General features: G+C 60.8%; 10 protein-coding genes. 5 read left to right on the forward strand and 5 right to left on the reverse strand.

Annotation, left to right across the window (positions count from 1 at the left end):
* Nucleotides 1-38: 38 nt before the first annotated feature.
* Nucleotides 39-725: a YigZ family protein gene (locus tag O3675_RS00605; RefSeq protein WP_005506219.1), complete on the forward strand. Its 687-nt coding sequence runs from the start codon at nt 39-41 to the stop codon at nt 723-725.
* A gap of 539 nt (nt 726-1,264) precedes the next feature.
* Nucleotides 1,265-2,593, forward strand: a complete 1,329-nt coding sequence (locus O3675_RS00610; protein ID WP_371570268.1) for a 2-oxoglutarate dehydrogenase — start codon at nt 1,265-1,267, stop codon at nt 2,591-2,593.
* 182 nt (nt 2,594-2,775) lie between these two features.
* On the opposite strand, the gene O3675_RS00615 is transcribed toward O3675_RS00610, so the two are convergent.
* The 3 genes from O3675_RS00615 to O3675_RS00625 all read right to left on the reverse strand — a co-directional run bounded on the left by O3675_RS00615 (nt 2,776) and on the right by O3675_RS00625 (nt 6,182).
* Nucleotides 2,776-3,921 carry an ABC transporter substrate-binding protein gene (locus O3675_RS00615; protein ID WP_371570270.1) on the reverse strand — a complete coding sequence of 382 codons (1,146 nt, stop codon included), beginning with the start codon at nt 3,919-3,921 and terminating at the stop codon, nt 2,776-2,778.
* A 162-nt stretch (nt 3,922-4,083) separates the two neighbouring features.
* A complete protein-coding gene (locus tag O3675_RS00620) occupies nt 4,084-5,040 on the reverse strand; it encodes an ABC transporter ATP-binding protein (protein WP_371570273.1) in 957 nt (318 codons plus the stop codon).
* Complete coding sequence (locus O3675_RS00625; RefSeq protein WP_371570276.1) at nt 5,040-6,182, reverse strand: FecCD family ABC transporter permease; 1,143 nt, start codon at nt 6,180-6,182, stop codon at nt 5,040-5,042. Before O3675_RS00625 ends, O3675_RS00620 begins: the two co-directional genes overlap by 1 nt.
* Before the next feature lie 440 nt (nt 6,183-6,622).
* Between O3675_RS00625 and uvrB the strand changes: the two genes are divergently transcribed.
* From uvrB to O3675_RS00640, 3 genes are all read left to right on the forward strand, one after another.
* Nucleotides 6,623-8,791, forward strand: coding sequence for an excinuclease ABC subunit UvrB (uvrB, locus tag O3675_RS00630; RefSeq protein WP_371570278.1), 2,169 nt, complete (start codon nt 6,623-6,625; stop codon nt 8,789-8,791).
* A 165-nt stretch (nt 8,792-8,956) separates the two neighbouring features.
* Nucleotides 8,957-9,736 (forward strand): ornithinee aminotransferase, encoded by a 780-nt coding sequence (locus O3675_RS00635; RefSeq protein WP_315327552.1) that lies wholly within the window; start codon nt 8,957-8,959, stop codon nt 9,734-9,736.
* 434 nt (nt 9,737-10,170) lie between these two features.
* Nucleotides 10,171-11,376, forward strand: coding sequence for a TerC family protein (locus tag O3675_RS00640; protein WP_314130555.1), 1,206 nt, complete (start codon nt 10,171-10,173; stop codon nt 11,374-11,376).
* Nucleotides 11,377-11,488: 112 nt separating this feature from the next.
* Here O3675_RS00640 and O3675_RS00645 read toward each other — a convergent pair whose 3' ends face one another.
* Nucleotides 11,489-12,940, reverse strand: a complete 1,452-nt coding sequence (locus O3675_RS00645; protein WP_371570281.1) for an alpha/beta fold hydrolase — start codon at nt 12,938-12,940, stop codon at nt 11,489-11,491.
* Nucleotides 12,941-13,033: 93 nt separating this feature from the next.
* Nucleotides 13,034-15,634 carry an RNA helicase gene (locus tag O3675_RS00650; protein WP_303957205.1) on the reverse strand — a complete coding sequence of 867 codons (2,601 nt, stop codon included), beginning with the start codon at nt 15,632-15,634 and terminating at the stop codon, nt 13,034-13,036.
* Nucleotides 15,635-15,813 lie beyond the last annotated feature (179 nt).

A 15,813-nucleotide genomic window follows, 5' to 3' on the forward strand; every position in this document is an offset into this window, starting at 1 on the left:
TGTGCCACAATAGATAGGTACTGATCAGAGGAGGACACATGCAGGAAGAAACTCGCGCCAACCGCTACCTTGTGCCGCGCGGCGATGAGCCCTATGAGAGCCTCCTCGAAATTAAGCGTAGCGAATTTATTGGCCACATCAAGCGCGTGAGCACCGTTGAGGAGGCGCGCGCCTACATTGAGTCGGTGCGCAAGACCTACCACGATGCCCGCCACGTGTGTTCGGCGTTCATTATTGGTGCTGACCGCGATATTCAGCGTTCCTCCGATGATGGTGAGCCCGCCGGTACCGCCGGTGTGCCGATGATGCAGGCGCTGCTGGCGCGTCAGACCCGCGAGGACGGCACCACCGACCTGTCGGATGTGGTTGCCGTGGTCGTGCGCTACTTCGGCGGCATTAAGCTTGGCGCGGGCGGTTTGGTGCGCGCCTACACTGATTCGGTGGTGCAGACCCTGGACGGTGCGCTATTCGATTCGCGTGAGCGTCTGCGTGTGGGTCAGGTGCCCAGTTCGCATGCGGATGCTGGCCGCCTGGAGAACGAGATCCGTGCCGCCGGTCTGAACGTGCTGGGTACCGAGTATGGTGCGGAGGGTGCCACGATTTCCCTGGGCGTGTTTGACCGCCCGGAGGAGCTGGCCCGTGCCGAGGAGCTGGTGGTGAGCTTGAGTTCCGGTGCGGCGAGTGTGACCTGGGGGGATACGCAGTGGGTGGATTTGCCGGTTTAGGTTCCCGGCCTCTAGATTTCTGGTTCCAGATTTCCGGTCTTAGATTCCCGCTCCCAGATTTTCCTCCTAGGTTTCCGGGCTGAGCGCCTGTGTAAAGCCTCCAAAACCCAAAAGGTAGTCCAACCTTAGTTAATACTTACTCTAACCCTAGTAATTGCCCGCTAAAGCTGATAGTCTAAAAAGCGTTGCGGAACGCACACGCCCCTCCACGGCACGGGCAACGGGTTCATTACCAGCGGTAACCCAGTCCGGCGCCTCCACGAGGGAACGCGTGCGCCCGCACTGACGGGCAGGGCTCAACGCTGACATCTCAGCGCCGAGAACTGGGTACTATCTCAGCGCTGAGGTCCTGATGCTGACGTCTTGAAGCTATAGCTTAGTTGCTCAAGAAATGAGGCACAGCTGTATGCCGGTACTATACGATCCGGCAGACGGTCGAGTGTGTGCACGAACCATCTGCCGGTAGGCGCTGAGCCCCGCCCGTCACCTTACGAAGAATCAGCTAACGAACGCTCTGAAGAGCTCAAGGTCGTGAAAACGTGACGCAGTCGGGAACCTACTATCAACAAGTAGACGAACAAGCAGGCAAAAACTCATCAGAGCAGTCAGCGGGCAGCCGCGGCGGCACCGCGACCCTCAACCGCCAGGGAGCGCGCCTCCCCAAGATGGGCACTGTCGAGCAGCTTGAACCCGCCACCGTCGCCCAGCTACTCAATGCATACCGCCAGCAGAACCTCGGCACCCTGCTGGGCGTGCTCACGCAGCGTCCGGCAGAGTTTGCCCGTCAGCTCGGCAGGCTCTGCCGCGTCTTCCCCGAACATGTACACGCTATTGCCCAGGCGTTCGGCGCCGTGGGCCGCGCCCTGCCCATTGACGAGCTGGTGCGCCTGCACAACCGCTACTCCAACGCCGCCCGCGGAGTTGGCGAACACCTCAGCCTGGATAACTCCGGCGTGGCGCACCTGGTTCAGAGCCCAACACTGAGCCGTGAAGGTGCGGGTCACCTGCTCATGGCGGTTGAGCTCTGCCTCGCCGGCAGGATGCGCGGGCTCACCATCGCCATGCCCTCCACCGAGGCGTTCACCCCGGCTGATCAGGCGCCGAGCCTCGGGTCCTGCAACCCCGCCCTGGACGGTGCACTCAACGCTTTCGAACCGGCAGGCTGGGAGCCGTTCTCCCTGGACGGCAGCGAAGTGCTGCTCGCGACCGGTGTGCGCGAGGTACCCGACGGCTACGAGCTGTCCCTCTGGCTGCTCGACGACGACTACCAGTGCCGCGCCCGCATTGAGCGCGGCGCCCCGCAGGTGTGCGTGGCAAGCTTCTACGATGAAGAAGTCATCACCCGCACCGTGGAAGAAACCGGGTCGGGCGAAGCCGGTCTGGTCGAAAACTACCGCGTGGAGGAGTACGCGGAACTGGACTTCCTCAACGCCATGGACCGGCAGGTACGCTACGTGGCGGTCACCGCCGCGGTGGGGGAGCCGCTGCTGTCTGTGCTGAACGAGAAGAGCGCGGTGCCGAATAGTATTCCCGACCCTGCCGCTTTTGCGAACGGTGCGAGCACCTCCCGGTTCGCGAGGAGTGCCCGCCCGGATATCCGCACCGCCGCCGTGGTCGGTAAGGGCCTGCGCACCATCAATCACCGCGGCATGCTGCCGGTGTTGAGCGTGCCGAACCGCACCGTGTGCGCGGTGATTGACCTGTACAAGCAGCGCATCTGCGTGCCGGGTGTGGGCATTCCGCGCGGGCTGAGCGTGGAGGATGAAGAGCGCACCATGCAGCTGATTTTGAGCGCCCTGAACGGGTACCTTCCGCTGACGAACCGGGCGCTGATGAGCCTCGCCGGAGCCACCGTGGAGGTGCGCTAACACTGCGGTCAACTAGCGCTGCCGTCAACTAGCACTGCGGCGCCCCACGGCTACAAACCAATAAAATACCGCCCGGAATCGTGCTGTGAGCACGGTTCCGGGCGGTACGTGTTTAACGAACTAACCAATCGCCAGGCGAGCTGCCGCCAGGCGAGCTAGTTGCCGGATTAGCTCGTTTCGGATTAGTTAGTTGCGGGGCCCTGACCATTGATGATGCGCTGCGCCTCATCCTCGGTCAGCTGGTAGCCGTAGAAGGTCGAGTAGAACTCGCGGGTTTCCTTCACCAGGTCAACGTCGGAGAACTTCTCGGGGTGGAACAGCTTTGCCGCCCACAGAATCTGCAGAGCCTCCTCAGCGGAGTAACGGTCCCAGTTGAAGGTGCCGACCGGGTTCTTAATGATTTTGCCGTTCTTCACCGCCGGAACGTCAGCCCACGCGGCGTCAGCCTTGATTGCCTCCACGCCCTTCTGCGCATCCGCGCCGCCAATGATGATGTACTCCGGCTGCGAGGCAATGATCTGCTCCAGGGAAATGTTCTTCAGGTTCTCCACGCCGTCCAGGGAGTTCTTCGCACCCGAAAGCTTCATCCACTCGCCAATCAGGGAGTTTGAGCCGTCCACCTTCGTCAGGTCAGAACCGCCCGCAATGTGCAGAACCTTCGGGGACTCGGTGACGCCCTGCAGACGCTCCTTGATGAGGTTCTCGTTCTTCTCCAGGTACGCCAGGTACTTCTCAGCGCGCTCAATCGCCTCATCGGTGCCAATCACCTCGGCGGTCAGCTCAACGGTGCGCTTCAGGTCCGCGAAGTTCTGGAATTCAACGTGCACCGCCGGGATACCCGCCTCAGCTGCCTTCGCAATCTGCTCCTTCGAGGAGGCGAGCAGCACCTCCGGCTTGTCGGCAAGCAGCTGCTCCATGTTCACGTCGGTGCCCTTCACCGGCGCGTCAACCTTCTCAATACCGGGGTACACCTGCTTGAACCATGCCAGAGACTTCACGTTAGTCGTGGTGGACACCAGCTTCTCAGCGCCGCCGAGCAGCAGAACCACCTGGTTGTTTGCGTGCCACAGGTCAGCGATACGCTCCGGGTTGGTGGGGACGGTGACCTCCTTGCCGTCAATGTCCTTAATGACCTTGGTGCCGTCACCGTTATCCTTCACGAAGAAGCTGGTGTGCTTCTTCGCGGAATTACTCGAAGCCGAGACTGAGGTTGAGCTCGAAGCCGAACCCGAGGAGGTGGTGGTGTTCGCGGCACCGCAACCGGTCAGCGTAGCCAGCAGTAGGGAAGTGGTCAGGGCAACGCCGGTGTGGAACTTCGTGATTTTCATGATGTGTCTTTCTGGGGTGTACAACGGATAGGTGAATAACCCGGCGGCGGCCTGGGTGGGGCAGGCGTGCTAGGGACACGCCACCACAGCGGATGCGGCACCTCTACCGCATCTCTTGTGTACTGCCCAAACCGCCGCCGGAAAACTAAACGCTGCGGAGCCTCAGATATCGAGGCTCGTCATGTGCACGCTGGAACGACCCAGCTCGGGGGAGTAGGCCACCGTCAGGCCGGTATTGAAGGTGCGTGAGAGAACCTCGCTCGTGAGCACCTTGGAGGCGCGGCCCGTCAAAAGCTGAGCTGGCGCATCTGCAGGTACCTCCGGCGCTGCGTTTGGCACGGTGCCGGGCATATCGTGTGCGCTAAGCAGGGCGACGGTCGCATCCAGCATGAGGGCGTGATCCGGGTTGTGGGTCGTGAAGATGACCCCGTACCCGGCATCGCGCAGCTGCCGAATTTTCCGCAGAACCTTCGCCTGATTCGCCACATCGAGGGCGCTCGTCGGCTCGTCCAGAACGATGAGCGGGGCGTCTTGCACCAGGGTTCGGGCAATACCCACCTGCTGACGCTGACCGCCGGACAGCTCATCCAATGGGGAGTGCGCCAGGTCGAGTAGACCCAGCTCCTCCATCACGGTGTGCACCTGCTCACGGTCACGGCGCGAGGGCGAAGAGAACAACCCGATATAGGGTGCGCGACCCATCAGCAGGTACTCGGTCACGGTGTAGGAGATGCCGCGACCCTCCATCTGCGGAAGGTAGGCGATGCGGCGGGCACGCTCAGTTGCGGTCAAAGAATCCAGCGGCTCACCGCCCAGGTGGACGGTGCCCTCGGTGAGCGAATGCAAACCTATCAGGGAGTTCAGCAGGGTGGACTTACCCACACCGTTGCGACCCAGAATGGCGAGGACCTCACCGCGTCGCACCTGCAGGTTCACGTTGCGGAAAATCCAGCGGCTGGAGCGGTGCCCGGAACGGTGCAGACCAGCGCGGTGATCCGTGCGGCGGCGCTTGATGTGCCCGCCCCGGTGGCCGTAACGGAAGCCCGCACCGTCCAGGTGTAGCAGAACCTCGGCGCTCACATCCGTGCGGTGCTGAGCATCGGGAATGGAAGACGACATTACTTCACCCGAACCTTTCCAAACAGCAGTAGCGCCACGTACAGGGGCGTGCCAATGAAGCCGGTCAGTACGCTCAAAGGCACCTCCGCACTGGTGAGGCTACGTGCCAGGGTATCGACGAACATCATGAACGAAGCACCCATCAGAATGGATAGCGGCATGAGCTTGGTCGTGTCGCTACCGACCAGCAGGCGGCACAGGTGCGGAATGACCAGACCAACCCAAGAAATCGGGCCGCCAATACACACGCTGGTCGCGGTGACCAGGGTTGCCAGCAGAATGGTGATACCGCGGGTGCGGGTCAGGTTAATGCCGAGGGTGCGCGCCTCATCGTCACCGAGCGAGAGGATATTGATGCGCCAACGCATCGCCAAGAGCAACAGAATGCAGGGCACCGTCACCAGCGCAAACTGCGTGAGTGCTTCCGCGCGTACGTCCTGCAGGGAGCCCATCTGCCAGAACACGATCTGTGCCAGCTGAGTTTCAGGGTTCGCAATGAACTTCAACGCACCCAGCGCGGCGGTGCCAAAGCCACCCACAATCACGCCGGAAAGCACCAGCATGAGCGTGGACTGATTCTTGAGCAGACGCGGAATGCTCACGGTCAGCAGTACTGCCGCGAGGCCGCCGGCGAGGGCAGAACCCTGAATGGCGATGCTCGTGCCCACACCCAGCAGAATGGCGGAGGCGGCGCCCACCGACGCACCCTGCGAAACACCTAGCAGGTACGGGGAGACCAACGGGTTTCGGAAGACCGCCTGGAAGGTGGCACCCGCAATGGCGAGGGCGGCACCGATGAGCCCGGCGGCGAGCAGACGCGGAATACGCACGGTCAGCAGCATATTTTCGGCGGGCTTGTAGACTTTCAGGTCCATGCCGAACCAGTTCTTACCGAGAATGCGGAAGAGCTCGTCCAATTCGAGCGGGTACCTGCCGGTGATGAGCGAGAGGTAGGTGACGCCCAGCAGAATGGCGAGGGCGATGAGCAGAATCAGCGGGTACGAGGACGCGAAGAGGGTGCGGCGATGCTCGGTTTTGGTATCTAAGGTGGCAACCGGCGCGCCGGTGGGGTTCGCCTCCGGGTTTGCTTCTGTGGATTCGTTCGGAGTTGCCTGTGAAGCTGTCTCCGTGGTCGTGCTCATGGAGTCCTTCCGTGCGCTCTTGTGGTCCGTTCTGTCTGCGTGTATGCGCTCTAAACATATGTGAGCCACATCAAGGAGGCAAAGGGGGTGAGTGCGGAGCGCCCGTCATAAGTCTTTATGTGTTGCCGCTTATCTTCTGCGGTGCGGTGCCCGTGAGCGGCGGCGGCTGCGGGGGAGAGCGGCCACCCCTAAGAGCACTGTTCCTAAGAGCACCGTCATCGTGCGGGAAAATGCTCCCGCTCGCCTCCTGCCCGGTAGAGAATATGAGCCAGTCGAAAGCCCCTTATCTTTTGCGCCCCCTCTTTTATGAACTTGGGCACTTTCATGGTGATGGCTTGTTACCTGTCGTGTCTGGACTATGGCGCGTCATCGTATTGCGCCAGCAGAAAAGGGTGACCAATCCGGGGGCGCGTCGGGCGGCTTTCCCCTAGGATGGATACATGAGTTATGCACCCCAGATTAACCGTGTTGTTGCCCCCTTTGAGGTAGTCAGCCCCTTCCAGCCTGCCGGCGACCAGCCCAAGGCTATTGCCGAGCTCACCGAGCGCGTGCAGAACGGCGAGAAAGACATTGTGCTGATGGGTGCCACCGGTACCGGTAAGTCCGCGACCGCAGCCTGGCTGATTGAGGCGGTGCAGCGTCCGACTCTGGTGCTCGTGCAGAACAAGACTCTGGCGGCGCAGCTGGCGAATGAGCTGCGTGAGCTGCTGCCGAATAATGCGGTGGAGTATTTTGTCTCCTACTACGACTACTACCAGCCTGAGGCGTACGTGCCGCAGACCGATACGTTCATTGAGAAGGACTCCTCCATCAATGAGGAGGTGGAGCGTCTGCGCCACTCGGCGACGAACTCCCTGCTGACTCGCCGTGACGTGGTGGTGGTTGCGACCGTGTCCTGCATTTACGGTCTGGGCACGCCCGAGGAGTACATTGCGCAGATGGTGACTTTGCGTCGCGGTGAGGAGGTTGACCGCGACGAGCTGTTGCGCCAGTTCGTGGCGATGCAGTACGCGCGTAACGATATGGACTTTCACCGTGGCACGTTCCGTGTGCGCGGCGATACCGTCGAAATCATCCCCATGTACGAGGAGAACGCGATCCGCGTTGAGTTCTTCGGTGATGAGATTGAGGCGATTTACACCCTGCACCCGCTGACCGGCGAGGTGATTCGCGAGGAAGAAGAAATGTATGTCTTCCCCGCAAGCCACTACGTTGCCGGTGCTGAGCGCATGGCGAAGGCTATTACCTCCATTGAGGATGAGCTACGCGAGCGCCTGCAGACCCTCGAATCTCAGGGCAAGCTGCTGGAGGCGCAGCGTCTGCGCATGCGCACCACCTATGACCTGGAAATGATGGAGCAGATGGGCTTCTGCAATGGCATTGAGAACTACTCTCGCCATATTGACGGTCGTGCCGCAGGTAGCGCTCCGAACTGTCTGCTGGATTATTTCCCGGATGATTTCCTGCTGATTATTGACGAGTCACACGTGACGGTTCCGCAGATTGGCGCCATGTATGAGGGTGATATGTCCCGTAAGCGCACCCTCGTGGAGCACGGTTTCCGTCTGCCGTCGGCGATGGATAACCGCCCGCTGAAGTGGGAGGAGTTCCTGGAGCGTATCGGTCAGACGATTTACCTCTCGGCGACCCCCGGCAAGTACGAGCTGTCGCAGGCTGATGGTTATGTGGAGCAGATTATTCGCCCGACCGGTCTGATTGACCCGGAGATTGTGGTCAAGCCGACCAAGGGGCAGATTGATGATTTGCTCGAGGAGATTCGTGTGCGCGTTGAGCGTGATGAGCGTGTGCTGGTCACGACCCTCACCAAGCGCATGGCGGAGGATCTGACCGAGTACCTGCTGCAGCACGGCGTGAAGGTGCAGTACCTGCACTCTGACGTTGACACGTTGCGCCGTGTGGAGCTTCTGCGTGAGCTGCGCCTGGGCACCTTCGACGTGCTGGTTGGTATTAACCTGCTGCGTGAGGGCCTGGACCTGCCCGAGGTGTCCCTGGTTGCGATTCTGGACGCCGATAAGGAAGGCTTCCTGCGTTCGACCACTTCGCTGATTCAGACGATTGGTCGTGCGGCGCGTAACGTGTCCGGTCAGGTGCACATGTACGCCGATAAGATTACGGATTCTATGCGCGTGGCGATTGATGAGACGAACCGCCGCCGCGAGATTCAGCAGGCGTACAACCGTGAGCACGGCATTGACCCGCAGCCGCTGCGTAAGAAGATTGCCGATATTACGGATGTGCTCGCCCGCGAGGAAGAGGACACCCGCGAGCTTCTGCAGCAGCGTAAGAGCGGTAAGAAGGGCGCCCGCACGGTGAGCGCGGGTGCGAAGACCGGTTCTGCGACCTCGTCGAAGATTGCCACGAGCACCCCGGAGTCGGAGGAGCTTCTCGCCCGTGCGGAGGCGCGCGTTCGTGCCGACGGCCTGGCGGCGGCACCCGCCGAGGACCTGCTGGATTTGATTGAGCAGATGAACGAGCAGATGCGCGTGGCGGCGGAGAACCTGCAGTTTGAGTTGGCGGCGCGTCTGCGTGATGAGCTTGCCGATTTGAAGAAGGAGCTGCGTCTGATGAAGGAGGCGGGTCACGCCTAAGCCCGGTGTTCTAAGCCCGGCGTTTAGGGGCCGACGTGGGTTTTTCGCCATGAGGTAACTCATTGTTCATGAAGTTCTACTGAGTGCAGATACATGCTGTACACTATCAAGGTGTTTTACGTGTCAAATAAAACCTTGATGCTTCCGAACGATAAAGAAAAATCTGTGACTATTTCTAATAATTCTTCAGACGCACACACCATGGGAGCTCGTTCCGTTACCCGCCGCAACCTCACCCGCGGCGCGCTTTGGGCTGTGCCCGCTATTGCCGCCTCCACGACGGTGCCCGCATTCGCTGCTTCGGCTGATGATTGCAAGACGGTACACGGCCCGGACTTCACCCAGGTCGGCGGCTGGATGATTACCAACCCCGCCAGTGGCGCCCTGCAGTCGCGCACCAAGAACAAGCCCGTGACTGCGCCGGAGACCGGTCAGGCGTGGTGGTCCATGGAGAATGCAACCTCACCGAACCCCGCGACGATTCGCCTCATGTCCGTGTACGAGGCGACTCACGGCCCCGAGGGTGACCTCAACCTGAACTGCGGTGAGTTCGTGATGACCTACAACGTCTCCGCGGTGGAGGCGACGGCCGGCACCACGCACCTGCACCCGTCCATGGACATTTATCTCTTCTCGCCCGAGGGTGAAATCATTGACCGTCAGGTCTTCACGACTGACCCGACCGGCAAGGCAACCGTCATGACCCGCAACGGCAAGACTCAGACCGTTCAGGGTCAGGTCATTCCCTTCGCGTCGAGCGTGAATGATAAGGCGACCGGCATCTCCGCGCGTTTTGCGTTGCGTGGCGATAAGCTCATGGAAGGCATGTACCAGTTTGAGGTGGTTATTACCGTCCCGACGATTCGTGAGAACGGCACGGTGGACACGAACAAGCAGGTGAACGCGATTGCTTTCACCCCGCCGACCTTCAACATGGTCTCTTAATTGAATGAAAAGTAGCCCTCCCCGTAATAGTTCACGGGGAGGGCTACTTTTGTATGGGCTTGCTGCACGGTGTTGATCTGTGTAGTGCTGGTCTGCAATACGCCGCTCTACATGTTGTCAAACTAATAGTGGCGCCAGCTAGACCCCCAACTAGACAGCGTGTATTCGTCACGCAGAACGCCGCATCCGACAGGTCAACCCCGCCGGATGCGGCGTTTCGGTGCACCTCGCTCCTGAAAGTTCTCCCGGAGGGGCTCCTGTGCGAAAACCCCAACCTGCTGTATAATCGTTCACCGAGCAAGGGAGTATCCCACCAATCGACTCATCGTCAGCACGTTAGCCGAAGGCGCCTAACCGGTGAATCGAGCCGACCTCCATTCAGGCCGGCGGGAGAGACTTGTGGTCCTGTACGCACACCACAAGAAAGGCTCCCCATGGAAGTTACCGGGTTGCAATGGTTGGTTACTATTCTCATCATCGCGGGTCTGTTGGCCTTCGACTTCGTGTTCCACGTTCGTAAGGCGCACGAACCCTCCGTCAAGGAAGCGGCCATCTGGTCGAGTATTTACATCGGCATCGCGATGCTGTTTGGTCTGTATATTTTCGTGACGAACGGCCCCTCCGCCGCCACCGAATTCTATGCAGGCTACATCACCGAAGAAGCTCTCTCGGTCGATAACCTCTTCGTCTTCATGATCATTATGGGCACCTTCCGTGTCGCCCGTGAGAATCAGCAGAAGGTCCTTCTCTTCGGTATCGTCTTCGCGATCCTGGCGCGCGGTACCTTCATCTTCGCCGGCGCGGCAATCATCAACTCCTTCGCCTGGGTGTTCTACATCTTCGGCCTGGTCCTGCTCATGACCGCAGGTAACCTGCTCAAGGACGAACTCACCGAAGGCGACGGCGACGACGAAGCCGACAACATCATGGTCCGCCTCGCGAAGAAGTACCTGAAGACCAGCGACCACTTCGACGGTGACAAGCTCTTCACCATCGAAAACGGCAAGCGCGTCATGACCCCCATGATGCTCGTCATGGTCGCTATCGCCGGTTCCGACCTGCTCTTCGCGCTCGACTCGATCCCCGCGATCTTCGGCCTCACCCAGTCCGTCTACATTGTGTTCACGGCGACCGCGTTCTCTCTTATGGGTCTGCGCCAGCTGTACTTCCTCATTGACGGCCTGCTGGACCGCCTCGTCTACCTCTCCTACGGCCTGGCGACCATCCTCGCGTTCATTGGTGTGAAGCTCATCCTGCACGCAATGCACGAGAACAACCTGCCGTTCATCAACCACGGCGAGCCCGTGCACGTCATCGAAATCAGCACCGAAATGTCGCTGATGGTCATCGTGGGCGTCCTGATCATTACCGTGCTTGCCTCGCTGCTCAGCCCCAAGGGCCGCGCACTGCAGACCATTCAGCGTGTTCAGGCGCTCTCCGAGAAGTACCTGGCACTGCCCGAGGATGCACCCGCCGCCGAGCGTGCGGACATCACCGCCCGCTGGCAGAAGGAAACCGAGAAGCTCAACGCCATTCCCGCCAAGCTGCGTGACGAGCTGATTGAGAAGGAAGACGAATACCATGCCCTCGTGATGCGTGCCCGCACCGCACAGGATGCGCACGCTTCCTCCTCGAAGTAGTTTGAGCTACTGAGCGTGCAGCCTCACCAGGCTAAGCGCTAACACTAAAGCCCCTCACACCGGATCAACCGGGGTGAGGGGCTTTAGCTATATCAGAGATATTTCAGAAGAATTACTGGTTGTGAACCTCAGCCAGCATGTTCTTCAGGTGACCCAGAATGGTCAGCGAGTCAGAACCGAAACCGTCGTGGTGGTGGGTCTTCGAGGTCCACACCTGAGTGTTGCCGACCCAGCGAGCGGTCTCCATGGAGTGCTCAAAGTCCACGTACACGTCCGGGTTGTACGCCGCAGCCACCACGGGAACCTCGTTCTTGTGCAGCTGTGCGTGGTCGTACAGGCGGCCCCAGTCCTTCTTCTCAGCCAGCAGGTTTGCAACCTCAGCCAGCGGACGCAGCGAGGGATCCTCCTCGTAGTACCAGGGGAAGATGTGCTCGCCGGTGAAGAGCAGACGATCCGCATCCGGTGCGAACTCGGGGCGGGAAGCCGCCACGCGAGCAGCAGACCAGTTGGTCGGCGCGGGGGAGGGGGACAGTTCGTAGCCGGGGATGCCGGGCAGAACGCCGTCGGCGGGGCCGTCAGCGTAAATGGTCTCGTGCATCAGGGCGTACAGCGGGTTTGCCTGGAAGGTCACCTCGGCACCCATAGCGGTCAGGAACTGATCGGACAGGTGGTCGTTACCCTCAGCGAAAGCGGTCTCCAGGAAGTAGTGCAGACCGCGCTCGCGCCAGCGGCCACCCAGGAAGTGACCAGCCATCTGGAAGCGGTGATCGGTCAGACGCTCACCGGTGGGCAGGTACTCCTTGTGGGTGCGCAGGTGCTCAGCGATGCGGGTAGCGAGCTCAGCGTCCTCGGGGAACCAGCTGTAGTACTCCTCGTTACGTTCCTTCATGCGGTCGAAGGTGTGCTGGTAGACGTTGTCCACGGAGGTACGAATCGGCGCCAGGCCCGCGGTGATGCGGCAGTCACGCAGCGACTGCGGTGCGAACGACAGGTAGGACAGGGTCAGGAAGCCACCGAAGGACTGACCAATGGTGGACCAGCGCTTGTCGGCACGGTCAGCCAGCAGCACCTCGCGGACAGCCTCCGCGTCAGCGATGATGGAGTCCGCACGGAACAGCTCAGTGTACTCAGCCTGAACCTGCGCGTCACCCACAGCGGTGATGTTGCGAGCAGACAGCGGGGAAGACATGCCGGTACCGCGCTGATCCAGAAGAATCACGCGGTGAGTCTTCGCCAGCTCAGCAATCCAGCCGCCAATGGAGCCGGTCTTCGGCGAACCGAAACCGGGGCCGCCCTGCAGGTACACAATGTAAGGACGCTTATCAGCCGAAACGGTCAGAGTCTCGTTGGTGCTTACAACCTCGCGGGCGAACACGGTGATGGTCTGGTCTGCGAAACGGGAGGAGAGAGCGGCATCCTTGCCCTTGGAGAAAATCAGACCGTGGGTCAGGGGAACCTGGAACCAGTGGTCGGTAATCTCGTAGCCGTCGTGCTTGACGACCGAACCCTTGCGGTACTCAACCTTGGGAAGCGAAGAAACGGTCAACGGTGAACCTTCTTTCATTCAAATAGATAGATACTCTGTATTCTAGCCCACTATGGGCAACATCGTGGCAGAGCCTCGGGCGGAGTCTCAATCAGAGCCTCTGGCGGAGCCTTAGAACTCGCCCACGCTCAGAATCTTCAGCACCGGGTAACCCGCCTCATCGGATGCCGCCAAATCAACCTCGGCACGAATACCGAAGTCGAAGTTGTCTTCGGGGTCGGCGAAGCTCTGCTGAACCTTCCACACGCCAGGATGCGCGGCGGTGTCCTCATCCATGCTGACCAGGCGAGGCGAGCGCGCGTCGGCGTCCGTGTAGATGTCGTCGTAGGTGTCGAAGTAGTCGTCCATGGCGTCCGCCCAGCGGTCGGCATCCCAGCCGCACCACTCGTCCAGGGCGCCCAGGGCGCGGTCACGCTCGTCAGCGAAGAGCTCCACACGGCGGAAGAGGGCGTTGCGCACCATCACGCGGAAAGCGCGCAGGTTCTTCGTCACGGCGGGAGGCTCTTCCTCCTCGATGGAGGCGTGCTCGGCCGCAATGGTTGCGGTGTCTTCGCCGGCAGCCAGCTTCTCCCATTCGTCCACCAGGGAGGAGTCGGTCTGGCGTACCAGCTCGCCGAGCCACTCGATGATGTCGTCGAGCTCGTCAGTCACGGCAGAATCGGGGATGGTGTGTCGCAGTGCCTTGTACGCGTCGGAAAGGTAGCGCAGAAGCACGCCCTCGGCGCGTTCCAGCGAGTAGAACTGCACGAAGTCGTTGAAGCCCATTGCGCGTTCGTACATGTCACGCACAATCGACTTGGGGCGCGGTTCAAAACGAGCCACCCAGGGTGCGGACTGCTTGTAGGTCGTGTACGCCTGATCGATGAGCTCCGCCAGGGGCTGCGGGTAGGTGACCTTGTCCAGCTCGTTCATGCGTTCGGTGTAGTCCACACCGTCCGCCTTCAACTGCGCCGAGAGCTCGTTCTTCGCCTTGCGCTCCTGCGCGTACAGCACCTGGTTCGGCGAATCCAGGGTCGCCTCGATGAGGGAGAGCGCATCCAGGGCGTAGCTGGGGGATTCGGGGTCAAGAAGCTCCAGCGCGGCGACCGCGAAGGCAGACAGCGGCTGGTTCAGGGCAAAGTTATCCTGCAGGTCCTCGGTCAGGCGCAGGTAGGAGCCGTGCTCGTCCGGGGTGTTGGTTCGCTCAATCACGCCACCGGTCAGCAGCTCCTTGTAGATGCCAATCGCCTTGCGCAACAGCTCGCGGCGGCGCGCGGGGCTCTCGTGGTTCTCCTGAATGATGCGGTACGCGGCAATGACCGGGTTCTCCGGGCGGTGCATCAGGTTCAGCAGCATCGAGTGGGTGATGTCGAAGGAGGAGGTCAGCGGCTCCGGGGCTGCTTCTACCAGCTGGTCGAAGGTCTTCTCGGACCAGCCAACGAAGCCTTCCGGCGCCTTCTTACGCTTGGAGGACAGCGACTGGTTAATGCGCTTGGTGTCGTCACCGAACTTCGCCTGAGCCTTAGCCAGCAGGCGAGCGTTCTCAATATCGTGCTCGGGTGCCTGAACCACCACGGTGCCGGCGGTATCAAAACCGGCGCGGCCGGCGCGTCCAGCAATCTGGTGGAACTCGCGGGCACGCAGACGGCGGCTACGGGCACCGTCAAACTTCGACAGCGCCGTAATCAGCACGGTACGGATGGGTACGTTAATACCCACACCCAGGGTGTCGGTACCGCAAATCACCTTGAGCAGACCCTCCTGAGCCAGCTGCTCCACGAGGCGGCGGTACTTGGGCAGCATGCCCGCGTGGTGAATACCGATACCGGCACGCACCAGCTTATTCAACGCCTTACCGAAGCCCGGACCGAAACGGAACTTAGCAATCAGCTCGGCGATGCGTTCCTTATCTTCCTTCGAAGCAATAGCCACCGACAGCAGCGCGTTCGCCTGCTCCAGCGCCGCCTTCTGCGAGAAGTGCACAATGTAGACCGGAGTCTGCTTGGTCTGCACGAGCTCCTGCACCGTCTCCTGAACCGGGGTGGTGGAGTAGTAGAAATGCAGCGGAATGGGACGCTCAGAGTGCGCCACCAGGTCACTCTCACGACCGGTCAGCGCCGTCATCTCCTCCTGGAAGCGAGTCGTATCGCCCAGGGTTGCGCTCATCAGCAGGAACTGCGCCTGCGGAAGCTCCAGCAGGGGAAGCTGCCACGCCCAGCCGCGCTGCGGGTCAGAGTAGAAATGGAACTCGTCCATAATGACCTGGCAGAGGTCCGCATCCTTACCCTCGCGCAGGGCAATATTGGCGAGAATTTCCGCGGTGCAGCAGATAATGGGCGCCTCCGTATTAATGGCGGAGTCGCCGGTAATCATGCCCACGTTCTCGGCACCAAAAATATTGATCAGGTCAAAGAACTTCTCAGACACCAGCGCCTTAATGGGGGCGGTGTAGTAGGAGCGCTGACCGGTCGCCAGGCCCGTAAAATGCGCGGCAACAGCCACAGTGGACTTACCCGAACCGGTCGGAGTTGCCAGCACCACGTTATGTCCGGCGGCAATGCTCAGAACGGCCTCGTCCTGGGCGGGGTACAGGGTCATGCCGCGGGTCGAAATCCACTCGGTGAACGCCTCATAGATTTCTTCGGCGGTGAGGGGGTTGCCCTTAAAATCGCGTCGATTGTAGTCGCCGGGGTTCTCGCCCAGCCCGGGAGAAAGAAAATTCAAAATACTCATGAGGATTCCAGTCTATCGGGAATAGCGCGGGCGCGGGGGCGTTATCGTTACGAGGGAACAAACGGGTACTCGCGGAGTGTTTGCGGGGTGTTCGCTGCATCTTTGCAGGGAGTTCGCGGTTCCTTCGCGGGGCGTTTATAGGGTGTTCGGGAGGCGCGGTGCCGCGCTAACGCGGGAAT

Origin of the sequence: Rothia sp. 27098_8_27, assembly GCF_041432805.1 — a bacterium.
In the GTDB taxonomy this organism is placed as follows: domain Bacteria; phylum Actinomycetota; class Actinomycetes; order Actinomycetales; family Micrococcaceae; genus Rothia; species Rothia mucilaginosa.

What these genes read in the sequence shown, in the direction of transcription:
- O3675_RS00605 (WP_005506219.1), top strand. Translation starts at nt 39, where the DNA reads ATGCAGGAAGAAACTCGCGCCAACCGCTACCTTGTGCCGCGCGGCGAT.
- O3675_RS00615 (WP_371570270.1), bottom strand. Translation starts at nt 3,921, where the DNA reads ATGAAAATCACGAAGTTCCACACCGGCGTTGCCCTGACCACTTCCCTA.
- O3675_RS00620 (WP_371570273.1), bottom strand. Translation starts at nt 5,040, where the DNA reads ATGTCGTCTTCCATTCCCGATGCTCAGCACCGCACGGATGTGAGCGCC.
- O3675_RS00625 (WP_371570276.1), bottom strand. Translation starts at nt 6,182, where the DNA reads ATGAGCACGACCACGGAGACAGCTTCACAGGCAACTCCGAACGAATCC.
- uvrB (WP_371570278.1), top strand. Translation starts at nt 6,623, where the DNA reads ATGAGTTATGCACCCCAGATTAACCGTGTTGTTGCCCCCTTTGAGGTA.
- O3675_RS00640 (WP_314130555.1), top strand. Translation starts at nt 10,171, where the DNA reads ATGGAAGTTACCGGGTTGCAATGGTTGGTTACTATTCTCATCATCGCG.
- O3675_RS00645 (WP_371570281.1), bottom strand. Translation starts at nt 12,940, where the DNA reads ATGAAAGAAGGTTCACCGTTGACCGTTTCTTCGCTTCCCAAGGTTGAG.
- O3675_RS00650 (WP_303957205.1), bottom strand. Translation starts at nt 15,634, where the DNA reads ATGAGTATTTTGAATTTTCTTTCTCCCGGGCTGGGCGAGAACCCCGGC.